15 protein-coding genes are annotated in these 18,905 nt (G+C 73.7%); 8 read left to right on the top strand and 7 right to left on the bottom strand.

Annotated features, from left to right (window positions below):
• Positions 1 to 141 precede the first annotated feature (141 nt).
• Positions 142 to 2,658, bottom strand: coding sequence for a heavy metal translocating P-type ATPase (locus tag RH864_RS02285; RefSeq protein WP_310515875.1), 2,517 nt, complete (start codon positions 2,656 to 2,658; stop codon positions 142 to 144).
• 149 nt (positions 2,659 to 2,807) lie between these two features.
• On the opposite strand from RH864_RS02285, the gene RH864_RS02280 reads away from it, so the two are divergent.
• From RH864_RS02280 to RH864_RS02255, 6 genes are all read left to right on the top strand, one after another.
• A complete protein-coding gene (locus RH864_RS02280; protein ID WP_310515874.1) occupies positions 2,808 to 3,830 on the top strand; it encodes an NAD-dependent epimerase/dehydratase family protein in 1,023 nt (340 codons plus the stop codon).
• Positions 3,831 to 3,928: 98 nt separating this feature from the next.
• Entirely contained in the window at positions 3,929 to 5,002 is a 1,074-nt protein-coding gene (locus RH864_RS02275; RefSeq protein WP_310515873.1) for an SGNH/GDSL hydrolase family protein, read from the top strand.
• A gap of 105 nt (positions 5,003 to 5,107) precedes the next feature.
• The gene (locus RH864_RS02270; RefSeq protein ID WP_310515872.1) at positions 5,108 to 6,037 is read left to right on the top strand and encodes an arginase family protein; all 930 of its coding nucleotides are present in this window, start codon (positions 5,108 to 5,110) and stop codon (positions 6,035 to 6,037) included.
• A 99-nt stretch (positions 6,038 to 6,136) separates the two neighbouring features.
• A complete protein-coding gene (locus tag RH864_RS02265) occupies positions 6,137 to 6,688 on the top strand; it encodes a hypothetical protein (RefSeq protein WP_310515871.1) in 552 nt (183 codons plus the stop codon).
• Between the two features lie 142 nt (positions 6,689 to 6,830).
• On the top strand, positions 6,831 to 7,316 hold the full coding sequence (locus tag RH864_RS02260) for a SixA phosphatase family protein (protein ID WP_310515870.1): 486 nt from the start codon (positions 6,831 to 6,833) through the stop codon (positions 7,314 to 7,316).
• A 5-nt stretch (positions 7,317 to 7,321) separates the two neighbouring features.
• Positions 7,322 to 7,618 carry a DUF503 domain-containing protein gene (locus tag RH864_RS02255; protein ID WP_310515869.1) on the top strand — a complete coding sequence of 99 codons (297 nt, stop codon included), beginning with the start codon at positions 7,322 to 7,324 and terminating at the stop codon, positions 7,616 to 7,618.
• A 169-nt stretch (positions 7,619 to 7,787) separates the two neighbouring features.
• On the opposite strand, the gene hutI is transcribed toward RH864_RS02255, so the two are convergent.
• From hutI to hutH, 4 genes are all read right to left on the bottom strand, one after another.
• On the bottom strand, positions 7,788 to 9,095 hold the full coding sequence (gene hutI / locus RH864_RS02250) for an imidazolonepropionase (RefSeq protein ID WP_310516014.1): 1,308 nt from the start codon (positions 9,093 to 9,095) through the stop codon (positions 7,788 to 7,790).
• A gap of 327 nt (positions 9,096 to 9,422) precedes the next feature.
• Positions 9,423 to 11,123: a urocanate hydratase gene (gene hutU, locus RH864_RS02245; protein ID WP_310515868.1), complete on the bottom strand. Its 1,701-nt coding sequence runs from the start codon at positions 11,121 to 11,123 to the stop codon at positions 9,423 to 9,425.
• A 525-nt stretch (positions 11,124 to 11,648) separates the two neighbouring features.
• On the bottom strand, positions 11,649 to 13,127 hold the full coding sequence (locus tag RH864_RS02240; RefSeq protein ID WP_310515867.1) for a M23 family metallopeptidase: 1,479 nt from the start codon (positions 13,125 to 13,127) through the stop codon (positions 11,649 to 11,651).
• A 153-nt stretch (positions 13,128 to 13,280) separates the two neighbouring features.
• Entirely contained in the window at positions 13,281 to 14,819 is a 1,539-nt protein-coding gene (gene hutH, locus RH864_RS02235) for a histidine ammonia-lyase (RefSeq protein ID WP_310515866.1), read from the bottom strand.
• Between the two features lie 97 nt (positions 14,820 to 14,916).
• Between hutH and RH864_RS02230 the strand changes: the two genes are divergently transcribed.
• Entirely contained in the window at positions 14,917 to 15,699 is a 783-nt protein-coding gene (locus tag RH864_RS02230) for an IclR family transcriptional regulator (protein WP_310515865.1), read from the top strand.
• A 216-nt stretch (positions 15,700 to 15,915) separates the two neighbouring features.
• A complete protein-coding gene (locus RH864_RS02225; protein WP_310515864.1) occupies positions 15,916 to 16,593 on the top strand; it encodes a DedA family protein in 678 nt (225 codons plus the stop codon).
• A gap of 19 nt (positions 16,594 to 16,612) precedes the next feature.
• On the opposite strand, the gene RH864_RS02220 is transcribed toward RH864_RS02225, so the two are convergent.
• Both RH864_RS02220 and RH864_RS02215 read right to left on the bottom strand, forming a co-directional pair.
• Positions 16,613 to 18,334 carry a glycosyltransferase gene (locus RH864_RS02220; RefSeq protein WP_310515863.1) on the bottom strand — a complete coding sequence of 574 codons (1,722 nt, stop codon included), beginning with the start codon at positions 18,332 to 18,334 and terminating at the stop codon, positions 16,613 to 16,615.
• Positions 18,313 to 18,903 carry an antibiotic biosynthesis monooxygenase gene (locus RH864_RS02215; protein WP_310515862.1) on the bottom strand — a complete coding sequence of 197 codons (591 nt, stop codon included), beginning with the start codon at positions 18,901 to 18,903 and terminating at the stop codon, positions 18,313 to 18,315. The genes RH864_RS02220 and RH864_RS02215 overlap by 22 nt, the downstream gene beginning before the upstream one ends.
• Between the last annotated feature and the right edge of the window lie 2 nt (positions 18,904 to 18,905).

Genomic DNA, 18,905 nt, shown 5'->3' with positions numbered 1-18,905 from the left:
GCTCCGCACCCGCACGCTCCGCTCCGCACCCGCACGCTCCGCATCCACCGTTCCTCCTTCCTCAGGAAGAACGCTGCCGTCTGCGGCGTGCCGGTCGTCCGCCTCCGGCGTGTCGCGCCGCCCTTCCTGAGTAGGGATCGGTCAGCGGCGCAGGGCGGCGCGGGCGGATGCCTCGGGGCGCAGGTCGAGACGCCGCAGCAGTTGTGCGTTCAGGGCGACGATCACGGTCGAGAGGCTCATGAGCAGCGCGCCGACCGACATCGGCAGCACGAACCCGATCGGCGCGAGCACGCCTGCGGCGAGCGGCACCGACAGCAGGTTGTAGCCGGCGGCCCACCACAGGTTCTGCCGCATCTTGCGGTAGCTCGCCCGCGACAGCTCGATGACCGAGAGCACCGACCGGGGGTCGCTCGACGCGAGGATGACGCCCGCGGACGCGATCGCGACATCCGTGCCGGCGCCGATCGCGATGCCGACGTCGGCCTGCGCGAGCGCGGGCGCGTCGTTCACACCGTCGCCGACCATCGCCACGGACCGGCGCTCGCGCTGCAGCTCGCGGACCTTGGCCGCCTTGTCCTCCGGGCGGACGCCCGCGAACACCCGGTCGATCCCGAGCTCGGCGGCGACCGTGCGCGCGACCGGTTCGGCGTCGCCCGTGATCATCACGACGTGCACGCCGAGCGCGTGCAGCGCGTCGACCGCGTCCCGCGACTCTGGCCGGATCTCGTCGGCGAGCGCCAGCGCGCCAGCGACCTCGCCGTCGACGAGCACGTGCAGCACGGTCGCTCCGGCCTCGGCCCAGGCGACGGATGCCTCGAGCGGCGCGAGTCCGGACTGCTCGAGCAGTGCGGGCCCGCCGACCTCCACGAGCACGGCGCCCGCCGTCTCCGCTGGTCGAGTAGCGCCCGACGCCTCCGTTGGTCGCGTAGCGCCCGACGAAGGAGGGCGCGTATCGAGACCCGGTGATTGCGTCCCGGCTTCGGTGTGCGGGGTCTCGATACGCTCGCTGGCGCTCGCTACTCGACCAGCGAGGGGTGCGGCGTTGGCGCTCGCTACTCGGCCGACGGGGGCTGCGACGTGGGCGCGGACGCCGACGGCGGGGGAGGCGGCGAAGTCGGTCGCGGCGAGGCGAGGGAGGTCGCGTGCGGCGGCGGCCTGCACGATCGCCTTCGCGAGCGGGTGCTCGGAGTCGCCCTCTGCGGCCGCGGCGAGGGCGAGCACCTCGTCGAGGTCGCGGCCGGGTGCCGCCGAGGCATCCGTCATCGCCGGCTCGCCCCTGGTCAGCGTGCCCGTCTTGTCGAACAGGACCGTGTCGACCGTGCGCATCGTCTCGAGCGCGAGGCGGTCGGTGACGAGCACGCCGCCGCGCGCGGCGCGCTCGGTCGCGATCTGCACGACGAGCGGGATCGCGAGACCGAGCGCGTGCGGGCACGCGATCACGAGCACGGTGATCGTGCGCATGACGGCGTCGTCCGGGTTGCCGAGCAGCGTCCACGCGACCGCGGTGAGCACGGCCGCGCCGAGTGCGAACCAGAACAGCCAGGCCGCGGCCCGGTCGGCGAGTCGCTGCGCGCGCGAGCTCGAGGCCTGCGCCTGCGCGACGAGGCGCTGGATGCCCGCGAGCGCCGTGTCGGCGCCGACGGCGGTCACACGAACCCGGATCGCGGTGTCGGTGGCGACCGTGCCGGCGACGACCTGCGTGCCGGGGCCGCGGGTCACGGTCGCGGACTCGCCGGTGATCATGGACTCGTCGACCGCGGCCGTGCCCTCGACGACCTCACCGTCGGCCGGGATCCGGCCGCCGGGGCGGACGACGACGACGTCGCCGACGCGGAGCTCGGACGGGGCGACGGCCTCGGTCGTCGTGGTGCCGTCACCGGAATCCGTCACGCGCTCGGCCTCATCCGGCAGCAGCGCGGCCAGTGCGTCGAGCGCGCTGCCGGCCTGCGCGATCGAGCGCATCTCGATCCAGTGGCCGAGCAGCATGATGACGATCAGGAGCGCGAGCTCCCACCAGAAGTCGAGGTGATGGTCGAGCAGTCCGAGACTCGCGCCGAGCGAGGCGCCGTAGGCGACCGTGATCGCGAGGCCGATCAGGAGCATCATGCCGGGGGTGCGCGCGCGGAGCTCCGCCCAGGCGCCGGTGAGGAACGGGCGACCGCCCCAGACGAACATGACCGTGCCGAGCACGGGCGAGATCCACGGGGTGATCGCGAGATCGGGCAGCGGATAGCCGAGGATCGACGCGAACATCGGCGAGAAGCCGATCGTCGGGACCGCGAGGACGAGGTTGATCCAGAACAGGCGGCGGAACTGGGCGACGTGATCGCCGTGGCCGGCATGGCCGCCGTGTCCGCCGGGGGTGTCGTGGCCGACGCTGTGCTCGTCATGCCCGTGTCCGCGGTCGGGATGGCTGTCGTGCCCGTGCCCGTGCTCCTGCCCATGCCCGGGCTCGTGCTCCTGCCCATGCCCGGGCTCGTGCTCCTGCCCATGCCCGGGCTCATGCCCGTCGCGACCGGTGTCCTCGTCGCCGCCGGAAGTGGGTTCGTCGTGCGTGTGTGGGTGGGAAGCCGCCCCTGCGGCGTTTCCATCCCGTTCGGCGTGCTCGGTCCCACTTCTCGCGGCGCCCGCGCGGTCCTCAGCGTGGCCGTGTGTCATGTCGGCATCCTCTCGCCCGTTCGTCTTCACTCTAATACCCCCTGGGGGTATCAACAAGATCCACAGCGTGGCATTCCCGGCGGCGCGCGGCATCTGCGCGGAGCGAACAGGTGCGCGTCAGAGGCATCCGGTCTGGTGGGATGAGGCGCATGGAGCTGCTGATTCTCGGAGGAACCGCGTGGCTCGGGCGCGCGCTCGCCGCGGACGCCGTGCGTCGCGGCCACCGTGTCATCTGCCTCGCGCGCGGGGAGGCCGGCGACGTCGCCGACGGCGCCGAGCTCGTGGTCGCCGATCGCTCGCGCGCCGACGCCTACGATGCGGTCGCCGGTCGGCACTGGGATGCGGTGGTCGACGTGACACGTCACCCCGGGTTCGCGCGCCGCGCGGCCGCGGCGCTCGCGGGGCGTGCCGCGCACTGGACGTTCGTCTCGTCGGGCAACGTCTACGCGCGGCACGACGAGCCGGGCGCGGATGAATCGGCGGAGCTCCTGCCGCCGCTCGACGCCGACGAATCGACACCCGAGACATACGGCGAGGCGAAGTCGGCGATCGAACACGCGTACCGGGAGGCGCTCGACGGGCGACTGCTGATCGTGCGGCCCGGCCTCATCGGCGGGCCCGGGGATGCCTCGGGTCGGTCGGGGTACTACGTCGCCCGGGCGGCGCGCGACGACGAGCCCATGCTCGTCCCCGCGATCGCGGATGCCGCCGCGCAGCTCATCGACGTGCGCGACCTCGTGACGTGGATGCTCGACTCGATCGAGCACGGCCTGAGCGGAGCGTTCGATGCCGTCGGCGTTCGGTCGACGGTCGGTGCGTACGTGGCGGCGTCGCGCGCGGTGGGCGGGCACCGCGGCGAGTCGGTCGAGGCGCCCGGTGCGTGGCTCGCCGAGCAGGGCGTGGCCGAATGGTCGGGCCCCGAGTCGTTGCCGCTGTGGATCGCGGATCCGGCCTGGGCGGCGTTCCAGGATCGGTCGAACGCCGCCGCGGTACGGGCGGGGCTCCGCCTGCGGCCGCTCGAGGAGACGCTCGCCGACCTGCTGGAGTGGGAGCGGGTCGAAGGGCTCACCCGGGATCGCGGCGCAGGTCTGACGGCGTCGCGGGAGCGGGAGCTCGTCGCGTCCTTCCTCGCGCGCACTGATCTGCTCGATCGGGCGACGCCGCGGCGTTAATATATTAGGATCGGTGCGGCGCACCTGATCCGCGCACGAGTGTGGAACGTCCACCATGGAACGTCCGGGGCGCGCTGTCGACCGTGAGGACTGCTCTGATGCCATCGTCTCGTCTCCATCGTCTGCCGCGCCTGGCACGTCTGCCACGCCTGGCACGTCTGCCACGCCTGGCGCGTCTGCCTCGTCTGGCACGCGTCGCGCTCGCGACGCTCCCCATCGCCGTGCTCGGCGGCCTCGCCGCGGCACCCGCGCACGCCCAGGGGGTCGCCTCCGCGGCCGATGACGCGTCGGTCGACCATGGCGGGCGCTACGTCGCTCTCGGCGACTCCTACGCGTCCGGCTTCGGGCTGCCGCCGTACTCGAAGTCCCCGGTGCCGGGCTGCCTCCAGTCCTCGGCCGACTATCCGCATCGTGTCGCGGAGGAGCTCGAGCTGGAGCTGACCGACGTCTCGTGTTCGGGTGCGTTCGCGATCAACGTCATCGACACGCCGCAGAAGAGTGCGTACGGGTTCATGGCGCCGGCCCAATCCGACGCCCTGAGCGAGCGCACCGAGGTCGTCACACTGCACATCGGCGGCAACGACCTCGGTTTCTCGACCCTGCTTCCGCAGTGCCTCGCCGCGAGTGCGGCGGGTCCGCTGCTCGGCGATCCCACGGTGCCGAACTGCGAGAGCGAGTTCGTGCCCGGCGGCTTCGACACGCTCGCGTGGAAGCTTCACAACGTGGTGCTGCCCACCGTCTCCGCGGCGCTCGAGGTCATCGGTGAGAAGGCCCCGTTCGCGAACGTGGTGCTCGTGGGGTATCCGTCGATCTTCCCCTCGCCCGAAGACACGCCGGCCGGCGGCTGCTTCGTGTCGCTGACCGGCGACGGCACGGAGCCGTTCCCCGAGAACACCTTCCCGTTCACGGATGTCGACACCGCGTACTTCCACCGCACGCAGGCGGCGTTCGAGGCCGGTCTCGGCCAGATCGCCGCGAAGCACGGCGCGACGTACGTCGCGGCCATGGCGGGAAGCGCCGGTCACGAACCGTGTGCGAACAACCCCGACGCGTGGGTCAACGGCCTGACGCTCACGACGCCGCCGAAGGTGCGCGACGGCGGGCTGCACCCGAACGAGGCCGGCGTGGCCTTCCTCGCCGAGCAGGTCGCGTCGGCGGTCGCGGGCGACTGACCCTCCGGCCAGGTGGGCTACGCCGCCCGAGCACGTCTGGTATGACAGACAGCGCGCTGGCCGGATGCCTCGGCCGAGGCATCCGGTCGTCGATAGCGTGGCCGCATGGTGGACACCCTCTCGCATGACCCGCGCTGGCCGCGGGCGGGCGGCTGGCCCGCCCTCAGCGACCTGGCGCCCGACGCCCACGCCGACCTGGTGCTGCTCGGCGTGCCCGCGTGGCGCACCTCGCTGTCGCCGACGAACGCCCATGCGACACCGGCCGCGATCCGTGCCGCGCTGCGCCGGTACTCGCCGGCGCTCATGCCGCACCGCGCCCAACGGGCCGCCCCGGCCGACCTCGAGCGGATGCGCGTCGTCGACGCGGGCGACGTCGACGAACCCGACGGGCCGGACGGGGAACGGCGTACGGCCGCGGACGTGGCCTCCGCACGCGAGCGCGCATCGATGGTGCTCGCCCTCGGCGGCGACAACTCGGTGACCGTGCCCGCGGCGCTCGGTGCCTGGGGCGCCGAGCTCGCGACGGCGGGACTCGTCACGCTCGATGCGCACCTCGACCTGCGCGACGGGGTGTCGAATGGGGCGCCCGTGCGCCGGCTGGTCGAGGCCGGCCTCGACCCGTCGCGCGTCGTGCAGATCGGCATCGCCGACTTCGCCAACTCGGCCGACTACGCCCGGCGGGCCGCTGAACTCGGCATCACGATCGTGCACCGGGACGAACTGCACCGGCGGTCGCCCGACGAGGTCATGCGCGAGGCACTCGCGATCGCCGGCGCCGCCGGCGGGCCCGTGCACCTCGACATCGACGCCGACGTGTGCGATCGGTCGATCGCGCCGGCATGCCCGGCCTCGGTACCCGGGGGCATCGCCGCGTGGGAGCTGCGCGCGCTCGCGCGCGAGGCGGCCCGCGATCCGCGCGTGCGCTCGGCCGACCTGGTCGAGATCGATGCGACGGCGGATGCTCCGGACGGGCGCACCGTCCGCCTCGCGGCGCTGTGCGTGCTCGAGCTGTTGGCGGGGATCGCGATGCGCTGACCGCAGACCGGATGGAGGCGGACCGGATGTCTGCGGGTCGGGTGAATGCGAAGTGATCGGTCATTGTCAGCAGGTCTGCGTTCGCCGTACTGTATTAATATGCTGACTCGTACGCCACGTCTTCGACTTCGCCTCGACCTGGCCGACGCGCTGCTCGCGAACGGTGTGACGCCGGCCTCGGCCGCCGATGCGGCCCGAGGCATGATGCCCATCGGCGCGGTGGCGCGGCCCGACGAGTGGCAGCTCGGTCCGGCGCGCGGTTCATGGGTCTGCGACGCGCCCATCGACCCGTGGGTGCCGAGCCTCTGGTATGAGCTCACCGTTCCCGCCGGCGTGACCGAGGTCGAGATCGAGGCACTCGGCAGCGGGGCGGGCTCTGGCACGATCGACCCGGTCACGTCCGGGACGCGGGTGCGCACGACGGTGCCGGCCCGCGCAGGCGAGCGGCTCAGCGTGCGCACGAGCAGCGTGCCCGGCGCGGACGGCGGCTCCGAGGTGACGTTCGCATCCGGCTGGGCCGATCGCTGGGTGTTCGCGTCGGGTGGTGAGCGGCGCGGGCCGAGCTGGGGGCCGGTCGGGGCCGTCATCGAGGAACGGGTGCACGCCGGCCCGGGCCGCGTCACGATCTCGTGGGGGTTCGATCAAGGCTAGGGCGTGTCTCCCGACCGCCGACGGCGGCCGGTCGGGAGGCACGCCCCAGGGTGTGCCAGGCTCCGCGGGGATCGGGCACGGGGCGGTGGCTCGGGCAGGTGGGAGGGTCGCGTCCGATGCCCGGTGATGACAGGCTGAGCGGGTGAAGACCCTGCTCATCGTGCGACACGCGAAGTCCGACTGGGGGCATGCGGGCCTCACCGATCACGACCGCCCGCTCAACGAGCGCGGGCGGCGCGACGCACCGCGGATGGGGCGCCGCCTCGCCGATCGCGGAGCGGTGCCCCAACGGATCCGATCGAGCACGGCCCTGCGGGCCCGGACGACCGCCGCGGCGATCGCCGAGGAACTCGATGTGGCCGAGGCATCCGTCGAGCTCGATGCGACCATGTACGCGACGAGCGTCGACCACCTGTTCGAGGTCATCGAGGAGCTCGACGACGCGGCCGACGTGGTCATGCTCGTCGGCCACAACCCCGAGTTCAGCGAGCTCGTCGCCCGGCTGACCGACGAGTTCGTCGAGCTGCCGACCTGCGCGGTCGCCGAGGTGCGGCTTCCCGTCGAGCACTGGGCGGATGCCTCAGCCGCCGACGGTGAGCTCGTCGGCGTCGAGACCCCGAAGCACTGACGACCATGTGGATCGGCTGGATCGAGTTCGACCTGCTGCTCGGCGATGTGCACTCGCTCAAGCAGAAGCGTGCCGTCGTGCGCCCGATCATCGCCGAGCTGCGCCGTGAGACCGAGGCGAGCGTGGCCGAGGTCGGCGATCAGGACCTGCACCGCCGGGCCGCGATCGGCGTGGCCGTCACCGCCGGCTCCGCCGGCTGGGTCACCGACGTGCTCGACCGCGCCGAACGTCTCGCCGCCGACCGCCCCGAGGTGACGCTGCTCGCCGTCCGCCGCCGCATGCTGCGCGGGGACGACGAGTAGATCGCTCGGCTCCGGGGCTGCGCGCCGGCTCGTCCACTCCGCGATGCGCGCGAGGAACGCCTCAGCACGCGCGATTGCGGTGGCAGCGGCTGGGTCACCTTGGTCTCGATACGCGTGCTCCTTCGTCGCTCGCTACTCGACCGACGGGTGGGGGCTCCTTCGTCGCTCGCTACTCGACCAGTGAGTGAAGGAGGCGCGTGCCGGCCTGCCAGACGGCGCGGACGAGCGGGACCCCCGGCCGGTAGGCGAGGTGGACGTGGCTCGGGGCGGCGAGCCGCACGAGGTCCGCGCGGGCGCCCGCGCGGAGCACGCCGACGTCTTCGCGGCGCAGCGCGCGGGCGCCGCCGGCCGTCGCGGCCCAGACGGCCTCCGCGGGCGTCATGCCCATCTCGCGCACGGCGAGCGCGATGCAGAACGGCAGCGAGCTCGTGAAGCTCGACCCCGGATTGCAGTCGCTCGCGAGCGCGACGGTCACGCCCGCGTCGAGCAGGCGGCGCGCGTCGGGGTACGGATGCCTCGTCGAGAACTCGACGCCCGGCAGCAGTGTCGCGACCGTGTCGGACGAGGCCAGCAGCGAGACATCCGCCTCGCTCAGGTAGGTGCAGTGATCTACCGACGCCGCGCCCAGCTCGACCGCGAGCGCGACGCCCGCGCCCGGCCCGAGCTGGTTGCCGTGCACGCGCACGCCGAGCCCGGCCGAGAGGCCCGCCTCGAGCACACGCCGCGACTGCGCCTCGCTGAATGCGCCGCGCTCGCAGAACACGTCGATCCAGCGCGCGTGGGGCGCGCACGCCGCGAGCATGTCGCCGATCACGAGGTCGACGTAGGCGTCGGTGCCCGTCGAGCCCTGCGCGGCATACTCCGCGGGCACGACGTGCGCACCGAGGAACGTGACCTCGTCGGTCACCTCGCGCGCGAGCCGCACGAGCCGCTCCTCGTCGTGCGCCGAAAGCCCGTAGCCCGACTTGACCTCGAACGTCGTCGTGCCCTGCGCGTGCAGCTCGGCGACGAACCCGGCGAGCCGGTCGCGCAGGTCGTCGTCGGTCGCAGCACGCGTCGCCGCGACGGTCGAGCGGATGCCTCCCGCCTCGTACGCGCGCCCCGCCATGCGGGCCGCGAACTCATCCGCGCGGTCGCCACCGAAGACGAGATGCGTGTGGCTGTCGACGAACCCGGGGATGACGGCGTCGCCCGCCACGTCGATCACGTCGACCGTCGTATCCCAGAGCGCTCGGTGCTCGTCGGCCTCGCGCCGGTCGTCGCGCTCGGCGGGTCCACCGTGCGTGCGCGCGGTGTCGTGATCGCGTGCGATGTGGTGACCGCGTGCGACGTCGGCGGCCTCGCCGACCCATGACACGATCCCGTCCTCGACGAGCACTGCGGCATCGCGGAGGATCCCGAGCGGCCCGCCCCCGCGATCCGGACCGGGATCGTTCGTCACGAGCTCACCGATGCCGGTCAGGAGCAGCCGCGTCATCGCACCGTCGTCATTCACGACCGCCCCTCACTGTCAGCGAACGGTCGCGTATGGCGGGTCGCGCGCGCAATGACCCGCCATACGCGACCGTTCGATGGACGAACCGCCGGCTGCGGGCCCGTGGCACCTCGCGAACGGTCGCGTGTGGTGGGTGCGCCGCGTGATGACCCGCCATACGCGACCGTTCGATGGACGCACCGCCGGCGGTGGGGGCCCGTGGTGCCTCGCGAACGGTCGCGTGTGGCGGGTGCGCGGTGCGACAACCCGCCATACGCGACCGTTCGAGTTCGGGGTCGGGGGTTCGCGGCGGCGTGTGGGACACGGTCGTCACTCGCCGAGCATGGGCACGTGCAGGCCGCGCTCGCGCGCGACCTCGACCGCCCGGTCGTAGCCGGCGTCGATGTGGCGCATCACGCCCGTGCCGGGATCGTTGACGAGCACGCGTGCGATCTTCTCCGCCGCAAGGTCGGTGCCGTCGGCGACGACCACCTGTCCCGCGTGGATCGAGCGTCCGATGCCGACGCCGCCACCGTGGTGGATCGACACCCACGTCGCGCCCGACGCGGTGTTCAGCAGGGCGTTCAGCAGCGGCCAGTCGGCGATCGCGTCGGAGCCGTCGGCCATGGCCTCGGTCTCGCGGTAGGGGCTCGCGACCGACCCGGCGTCGAGGTGGTCCCGGCCGATCACGACCGGTGCGCTCAGCTCGCCCGACGCGACCATCTCGTTGAATCTCAGCCCGGCCAGGTGGCGCTCCTGATAGCCGAGCCAGCAGATCCGCGCGGGCAGCCCCTCGAAGTGCACCTTCTCGCCGGCCTGCTCGATCCAGCGCCGGAGGTGCGCATCCTCGGGGAACAGCTCGACGATCGCCCGGTCGGTCGCGGCGATGTCGGCCGGGTCGCCCGAGAGCGCCGCCCACCGGAACGGCCCCTTGCCCTCGGCGAACAACGGACGGATGTACGCCGGCACGAACCCCGGGAACTCGAACGCGCGATCGAACCCGCCGAGCGCGGCCTCGGCGCGGATCGAGTTGCCGTAGTCGAACACCTCGGCGCCGGCATCCTGGAACCCGACCATGGCGGCCACCTGCTTGGCCATGCTGCCGCGTGCACGGGCGGTGAACCCCTCGGGGTCGCGCTCGGCCTCAGCCCGCCACTCGCCGAGCGTGACGCCGACCGGCAGATACGACAGCGGGTCGTGCGCGCTCGTCTGGTCGGTCACGATGTCGACCTCGAGGTCGCCGGCCCGGTGCCGGATCAGCAGTTCGCCGAAGACGAGCGCCGCGTTGCCGACGACGCCGACCGACACCGCCTCGCGGTCGAGCTTCGCCGCGACGACCCGGGCGATCGCGGCGTCGAGGTCGGGCGCGACCTCGTCGAGGTACCCGTGCTCGACGCGTCGGCGCAGTCGTGACTCGTCGACGTCGACGATGAGCACGGTGCCGCCCTGCATCGTCACGGCCAGGGGCTGGGCACCGCCCATGCCGCCGCAGCCCGCGGTCAGCGTGAGCGTTCCAGCGAGGTTCGCGGCCGGGGCATCCGTGGCCCCGCGCTTGACCGCGAGTGACCTGGCGACCGCGCCGAACGTCTCGTACGTGCCCTGCAGGATGCCCTGCGTGCCGATATAGATCCACGACCCGGCCGTCATCTGGCCGTACATCGTCAACCCGAGCGCCTCGAGCCGGCGGAACTCGGGCCAGGTCGCCCAGTCGCCCACGAGGTTCGAGTTCGCGATGAGCACGCGCGGCGCCCACTCGTGCGTCCGGAACACGCCGACCGGCTTGCCTGACTGCACGAGCAGCGTCTCATCGGGCTCGAGCCGTTCGAGCTCGCGCACGATCGCGTCGAACGCCGCCCAGCTGCGCGCCGCGCGACCCGTGCCGCCGTACACCACGAGATCTTCCGGCCGCTCGGCGACCTCGGGGTCGAGGTTGTTCATGAGCATGCGCAGTGGCGCCTCGGTCTGCCAGCTCTTCGCCGTGAGCGCGCTGCCGCGCGCCGCGCGGACGGTTCGGGGTGCTGCGATGGTCATGCGACGATGCTCGCGCAGGCGGCATGGCACGACAACGGATGCCTCGGCGTGCGCGTCCGGGATCCCGGACGCCGCCGCGCGGGACCGCCAGCGCCGCGCGTGCCGGACGAGTGTCGCTCGCATCGTCCGTCGGCGAGCCACCCGGCGCCCGCCCCTGCAATCGCGCCGGGAGTGACCGACCGCGCCACGTACGACGGTCGTGGGTGGCGCGGTCGGTCACTCGGGGCGCGGTTGCTCGTAATCGTCCTGGAGTGTCCGCCGCGGGCTGGCCCGGGTCGCGCGCGGCGTCGGCCGGCGAGCCGGTTGGCCGTCGCCGTAAGCGCGCCACGTGCGACCGAACGCGCCACGTATGACGGTCGTGGGTGGCGCGGTCGGTCACTCGGGGCGCGGTTGCGCGTGGTGGCGCGATCGCGGAGCGGGCCGCGCGGCGGGGTGGGGCCGCGGGCGGGGTGGGCCCGCGAGGCGGGGCGGGGCAGCGCTGTGGCACGACCGCCGCGGAGGGGGCGGCCGGAGGCCGGTGACGGGTCAGCCGAGGGCGATGCCGCGGGCGGCGAGGAACGGTTTCGCGTCGACCGCGACGCCGCCGAGCCGGACCTCGAAGTGCAGGTGGCAGCCGGTCGACGCGCCGGTCGACCCGACGGTGGCGATGAGCTGCCCGGCTCCGACCGACTGGCCGGGGGACACGAGCACGCCGCCGTCTTGCAGATGCGCATACCCGGTCGAGACGCCCGCGCCGTGGTCGATCAGGATCCAGTTGCCGTAGCTGCCGTTCGCCCGGGCCTCGACCACGATGCCGCCGGTCGCGGCGAACACCGGCGCGCCGCAGCTCGCCGCGACGTCGGTGCCCCGGTGGAACTCGTTCACGCCGGGCAGCGGCTTCTCGGGGCGTGGGCCGAACTCGTCGCTCGTGCGGCCCGCGACCGGAAGCGACCAGCCCTGCTCGCTCAGCTGGCCGGAGTCCGCGGGCAGCGAGTCGATGAGTGCGACGCTCGACGCGGCCACCCGGGTCTGCAGGCCTGACAGCTCGGCGCGGGCCTGCGTGACGGAGGCCTCGGCGGCGCGCACGCGCTGCTGGCGGTCCTCGACGGGCACGTCGTCGGCCTCGGCCCAGGCGCTCTCGGCTCGCTCCTCGGCCGCTTCGGCCCTGGTGTCGAGCCGTTCGGCGAGGTCGAGCAGCTCGTCGGCCTCGCCGTCGAGGGCGGACAGGCGGGCCATGCCGCCGAGGCCGGCGAGCAGGTCTTGGCCGGCACCGTAGGCGGCCGCCATAGACGCGTTTGCGGCGTCGCCGCTGCGGTTCGCCGTGAGGTACGCGCGGCCGGCCTCGTCGGCCTGTTCGCGTGCCTCGGCGGCGGACTCGTCGAGCTGCGTGGCGATCTGACGGGCGACGGTGCGGTCGGCCTTCGCGGCCGCGAGCTCGGACTCGGCGCCGCGGAGCTCGAGCGTCGCGCGGTCGAGCGCGGTGCGCGCTGTGAGCAGCCCGGCGAGGCCCGGATCGGGGCTCGACACGATGCGCAGCACGGGGCCCGAGCCGACCATGACCGGGGCGCGCGCCGGTGCGGCGGGCGCCGTGCCGGGCGTCGTCGGGGTGGGTGCCGGTGTCGTGGTGGGCGGGGTCGTCGGCGGCGGGGTCGTCGGCGGCGGCGTCGTCGGGGGTGGCGTGGTGGGCGGCGGCTCGGTGGGCGGCGGCGTGGTCGGTGGCGGTTCGGTGGGCGGCGGCGTGGTGGGCGGCGGCTCACTGGGCGGCGGCTCCGTGGGCGGCGGCTCACTGGGCGGCGGGTCGGTGGGTTCGGGCGTCGTCGTCGGGTCGGGCGTGGGCTCGGTCGACGGCTCGGCGGCGGGCTCGGGCGTCGGCTCGGCGGTCACCGCCGGCGGTGTGGTCGGCGGAACCTCAGCGGCCTGCGCAGGAGCCGCCGCCCCGAACGCGAGGACGATCGCCGCGCACCCCGCCGAGAGCACGGTCCAGGGCCGCCGAACGGGGTTCGCCCGGCGCGGAGTCCTGTGCATGCGTTCGTTCGACGACATCGGGTTCCGTCCGCTGCTGGCACCAGTGTCAGCAGGTCATAGTTTGGCATCGACCCCTGCACCGCACAACAGCTGTGCGGGAACCATGTGGTCGACGAAATCGGTGGTATCTGAGTATACCAGAAGCCCGACGGTTCATCTCGTGGAGTCCAGCAGACGGCCCGACCGCACGAGCCCGACCACGGCCTCGATCTCCGGAGCGACGAAACGGTCGGGCCCGGGGCCGCCGCCCGAGGCATCCGTCACCATCGACGCGGCCCGCCCGGTCGCGGGCCCAGCCGTGAGCGGTGCGCGGAGCGCGAGCCCGCGCGCCGCCGTCATCAGCTCGATCGCGAGCACGCGCGCGAGGCCGTCGATCGCGCGCCGCAGCTTGCGCGCGGCCGCCCACCCCATCGACACGTGGTCCTCCTGCATCGCCGACGACGGGATCGAGTCGACCGACGCGGGCACCGCGAGGCGCTTGAGCTCCGACACGAGGCCGGCCGCGGTGTACTGCGCGATCATGAGGCCCGAGTCGACGCCCACCTCGTGCGCGAGGAATGGCGGCAGCCCCTGGTTGCGCGCCGGGTCGAGCAACCGGTCGGTGCGCCGCTCGCTCATCGACGCGACATCCGCGACCGCGATCGCCAGAAAATCGAGCACGTACGCGACCGGCGCGCCGTGGAAGTTGCCGTTCGACTCGACGCGCCCGTCGAGCGTGAGCACCGGGTTGTCGATCGCGCTCGCGAGCTCGGCGTCGGCGACGGATGCCGCGTGCTCGACGGTGTCGCGCGCGGCGCCGTGCACCTGCGGCGCGCAGCGCAGCGAGTACGCGTCCTGTACGCGGGTGCACTCCGGGCCCTTGTGGCTCGCCACGATGGGCGAGTCCGCGAGCAGGCGCCGCAGGTTCGCGGCCGAGACCGCCTGGCCGCGCTGCGGGCGGAGCTCGTGCAGGTCGGCGGCGAACACGGCGTCGGTGCCGAGCAGCCCTTCGACGCTCATGGCGGCGGCCAGGTCGGCCGTGGTCAGCAGGGCCTGCAGGTCGTGGATCGCGAGGGCGAGCATGCCGAGCATGCCGTCGGTGCCGTTGATGAGCGCGAGGCCCTCCTTCTCGGCGAGCCGCAGCGGCGCGATGCCGGCCGCGGCGAGCGCGCTCGCGGCATCGGTGCGCGTACCCGACGCGTCGCGGACCTCGCCTTCGCCCATGGCGGCGAGCGCGCAGTGCGCGAGCGGCGCGAGGTCGCCCGAACACCCGAGCGAGCCGTACTCGCGCACCACGGGAGTGATGCCGGCGTTCAGGATCGCGGCATACGTCTCGGCCGTGACCGGACGCACGCCCGTGCGTCCGGTCATGAGCGTCGAGAGCCTGAGCAGCATGAGCCCGCGCACGACCTCGCGCTCGACCTCGTCGCCCGAGCCCGCGGCGTGCGAGCGGATGAGGCTCGCCTGCAGCTGCGCGCGCCGGTCGGGGGAGATGTACGTCGTCGCGAGCGCGCCGAACCCCGTCGAGATGCCGTAGTGCGGCTCGGGGTCGTCGGCGAGCGCCTCGACGGTCGTGCGTGCGGCGGCGACGGCCGCGAGTGCGGCCGGGTCGAGGGCGACGGATGCTCCGTGGCGGGCGACCGCGACGACCTCGTCGATCGTGAGCGGGCCGGCGCCGACGGTCACGGTCTCGGATCCCAGAAGCGTTCGCATGCATCGATCTCACCGCGCGCGGGCACCGCCGGGAACGCGTGCGGGTAGGCTCGCGTCCGGGATCCCGGACTACTCGACGGGGGAGGGGAGCGGCGCGATGGCGAGCCAGCGATCGAAGGTGCCTGCGGCCGACCAGACGCTGCAGATCCTCGCCCATCTCGCGGGGCAGCGCGGGCCCGTGCCCGCGGCCACCATCGCGTCGGCGCTCGGGTTGCCGCGCTCGACGGTCTACCACCTGCTCGCGGTGCTGCAGGAGCGAGGGTTCGTCGTGCACCTGCCCGAGGAGCGTCGCTACGGGCTCGGGGTCGCCGCGTTCGAGCTGTCGAGCGGCTTCAGTCGGCAGCAACCGCTCACCCGTCTCGGCCGCCCGCTGGTCGCCGCGCTCGTGGACCGGGTCGGCGAGAGCGGGCATCTCGCGGTGCTGCACGGCCGCGACGTGCTGTACCTCGTCGAGGAGCGCGCACCGCGGAGGCCGTCGCTGGTCACCGATGTCGGCGTCCGCCTGCCGGCGCACCTCACCGCGACGGGCCGGGCCATGCTCGCGGCGCTGCCGCCCGCGCAGCTTCGCGCCCTGTACCCCGACGCGTCCGCCTTCCCCGCGAGACGCGGCGAGGACGATGCCGGCGAGCCGTGGTCGTACGGGCGCCTGCGGCGCCTCTTGCAGGGCGTGCGCGCCGACGGGTACGCGAGCGAGCACGGCGAGGTCACCGCCGGGCTCGCCTCGATCGGCGTGGCCGTGCTCGACCACCTCGGATGGCCGGCCGCGGCGATCGCCGTCACGTTCCCCGAGGGCACCGCACCGGACACGGTCGGCGCGATCGCCGACGCGGTGGGCGCGGCGGCCGCCACCCTGAGCCGGCGCATCGGCGCGCAGACCTGACCGGCTGCCAGGTTCTGCACACCCGCTCTCGATACCGTGATGAGCGGCGCGAGATCCCGGGGCTCCGCGCGTCATCCTCGCGGATGACCGCGGGTCACCCCGGTGTCGGATGCCTCGGGGGCGGGCCGATCCGTAGCATCGAAGCGGTGATCTTCGATGGTCGCTGCCCTCCGCCTCGAACGCCGACCGCGCACGCCGACCCCCACCGGAGCCGACATGACCGCCCTCGTCACCGCCACCACCGACCACGGATTCACCGGACTGACCGGTTTCGCCGCCGACGTGCTCACCGCACTCGGTGACATCGGCGTCGGCCTGCTCGTGTTCGTCGAGGTGCTGATCCCCCCGATCCCGAGCGAGGTGATCCTGCCGTTCGCGGGCTACCTGAGCCAGGCCGGCGAGCTGAACCTCGTGTGGCTCATCGTGTGGAGCACGCTGGCCTCGCTGCTCGGTGCGCTCGTGTTCTACGGCCTGGGGGCGTGGATCGGCCTCGAGCGGGCCATCCGCTGGATCGCCTGGACGCGCCTGGTCAGCCTCTCCGACCTCGAGGCGGGCGCGCGCTGGTTCCACAAGCACGGCCAGTGGTCGGTGCTCGTCGGGCGGGTCGTGCCCGGCGTGCGGAGCCTGATCTCGCTGCCGGCCGGCGCCGATCGCATGCCGTTGCTCATCTTCTGCCTGTTCACCGCGATCGGCTCGGGCCTCTGGAACGGCATGCTGATCGGTGTGGGCGCGGCGCTCGGCACCCAGCACGAGCTCCTCGACGGGTATCTGAAGTACCTCGACTACGTCGTCTACGGCGCGATCGCGATCGCGCTCGCGGTGCTCGTCATCCGGCGGTTCCGCGAGCATCGTGCGCTCAAGCGTCGCGCGGCCGCTTCGCCCGACGCCGACTGAGCGCGTCGCGCGCGAGCGTTCAGCGGCGGAGCCGGTCGAGCACGCGACGGGGGAGGCCGCGGCGGTCGGGGTGCAGTCGGGTGGCCGGCAGCTCGGCGGTCGCGCGCCCCTCGCCGAGCTGCAGGCTCACCTCGATGGCGCGGCGGGGGCCCATGAGCAGCGCGGTCGCCGGCACGTCGAGTCGCAGGCCGATCCGGCCACCCCGGCCCACTCGACCGCGTCGCCGCACGGTTCGCGTCGTCCCGACCGTGCGGAACGACGCGAAGACGCTCGCGCCGGGCTCGGCGCGCGCGATGCGCGCGACCAGACGCAACGTGCCGCGCCGGAGGCGCACGCGCAGGCGTTCGGCCTCCGCGTCGAGCGGAGGCCCGGCCGCGCCGGCCCGCGCGAGCGCGTCGCGCTCGGCCGAGAGCCAGAGCCCGGTCACCGCCGCGTCGTCGAACCGCTCGGCGGTGCGCCGTGCGGCCTCGCGCATGGCGGCGCGTTCCGCGGCCGACGCGCGAGAAAGTCGCAGGATCGCCGCGGCGGCGGCCTCACGGTCGCCGTCCGGTACGAGGAATCCGTTCACGCCGTGCTCGATGAGATCGGCGGGCCCGTAGGGCACGTCGTACGCGATGGGCACGCAGCCGCGCGCCATCGCCTCGGCGAGGACGAGCGGCGAGCCTTCGCTGCGGCTGGTCAGGAGCATCCAGGATGCCTCGGCGAACGCCGCCGCCCCGTCCGGGCGGTGGCCCGTGAACGCGACCTCGCAGCTCGCGTCCGCGGCGAGCCGTTCGAGCCGTTCCCGCTCCGGCCCGTCGCCCACGATGGTCAGCGCCACCGGTGACCCGCCGCGGGAGGCCGCCAGTGCGGCGATCTCGATCGCGTCGCCCACCCGCTTCCGTGCGGTCAGACCCGCGACGACGACCCCGCCGTTCCGCGAACCGTCGACGTCGACGGCCCCAGGTCGTTCCCGCCCGTTCGGGATCACGACGAGATTGCCCGGATCGCCGAGCAGCCGCACCGCGTCCGCGCGCTGGCGTTCGGTGAGGAAGACCACGGCGTCGAACCGTTCCAGGTGCGCGAGCGCCGCGGCTCGTGAGGGGCGCAGCGGTGCGTACGGCGGCGTGGAGCCATCCAGGTGCGACGCGTGCACGACGTGCACGACCGCGAGGTTCGGGCGGCCGAGGCCCGCCGCGAACGGCGCCATCGTCTTGCTGTCGACGACGGCGACCGTGGGCGCATCCCCCACGATCCGGTCGATCCATGCGGCGTAGCACGCCCACGCGCCCGGCCACACGCCGACCCGGGTGCCGTCCGCATCGAACGCGCTGATCCGGCGGCGCGCGCCCGGAGCGTGTGCGCGTTCGTCGAGCACCGCGAGCGAGCCGTCGGCGCGGCGATGCTCCAGGCGGTCGAGCTCGCCCGACGCGTCGCGGACCTCGCGCACCTCGACCGCCGTGTCGCCCCCGCTGAGCGTCGCGAGCTCTTCGTACAGGTTCCTGAGCCGCACGCCGGCGGTCAGCTCGCCGAGCTCGGTGAGGCGCAGGCGGATCTGGTCGTAGCCCGGCCGGGGATCGAACGTGAGCACGTCGACCGTGCCCGCGGTCGCCGCGGCGAGGGCGCGCGACCGGTGCAGCAGGGCGGACGTCATCCCGCCGAACCCGTCCGGGATCGACCACGTCAGTGCCAGACGGCGCGGTGCGAGGCGCCGGGTCGCGAGACCTCGCGCGCCGCCGCTCAGCTCCTCGGCGTCAGCCATCTGCGCAGCGCCCTCGTCACGAGCGGAAGCACCCAGTACGTCATGACCGGGGTCAGCACGGCGGTCGTCGCGAGGACGCGCAGCCACAGCGGCAGCTCACCCCAGCCGGGCACGGGCGTCATCAGGTAGGTGAAGACGAGGTTGACCGGGAAGAATCCGAGCCAGATCGTCACCGCCTGCTTCCACCGCGGTGGTGCGGCGGGTGCGGCGACCGGGCTGCCGTCCGAGGCATCCGCCGTGGGGATCGAGCCGGTGGGCGGGTCGTCGAACCAGCCCTCGATGCCCGTGCGCCGCCGGCTGCGCTCGGAGCGCACGAACCCCTCGCCCATCGAGAGCCACCAGGTGCGCTCGGCCGAACGCTCCCACGCCTCGAGGGTGTCCTCGGTCGCGAACCGGTAGAGCATGTGCCAGACCGTCGAGTCGTCGCCGGCCCGGACCCAGCCCGACCCGAGGAACCCGGGGTACTTGTTCGCGAGGTTCACGCCCGTCTGCACCCAGACGGTCGCCTCGGAGATGCGCGAGGGGTCGACCTCGCGGCGGATGGAGACGGTGATGGGTTCGGTGGACATCG

The sequence above is a fragment of the Agromyces aerolatus genome, assembly GCF_031432255.1.
In the GTDB taxonomy this organism is placed as follows: Bacteria; Actinomycetota; Actinomycetes; order Actinomycetales; family Microbacteriaceae; genus Agromyces.
Note: the sequence above shows the minus strand (reverse complement) of the source record. Positions and strands in the feature narration are given on the sequence as shown.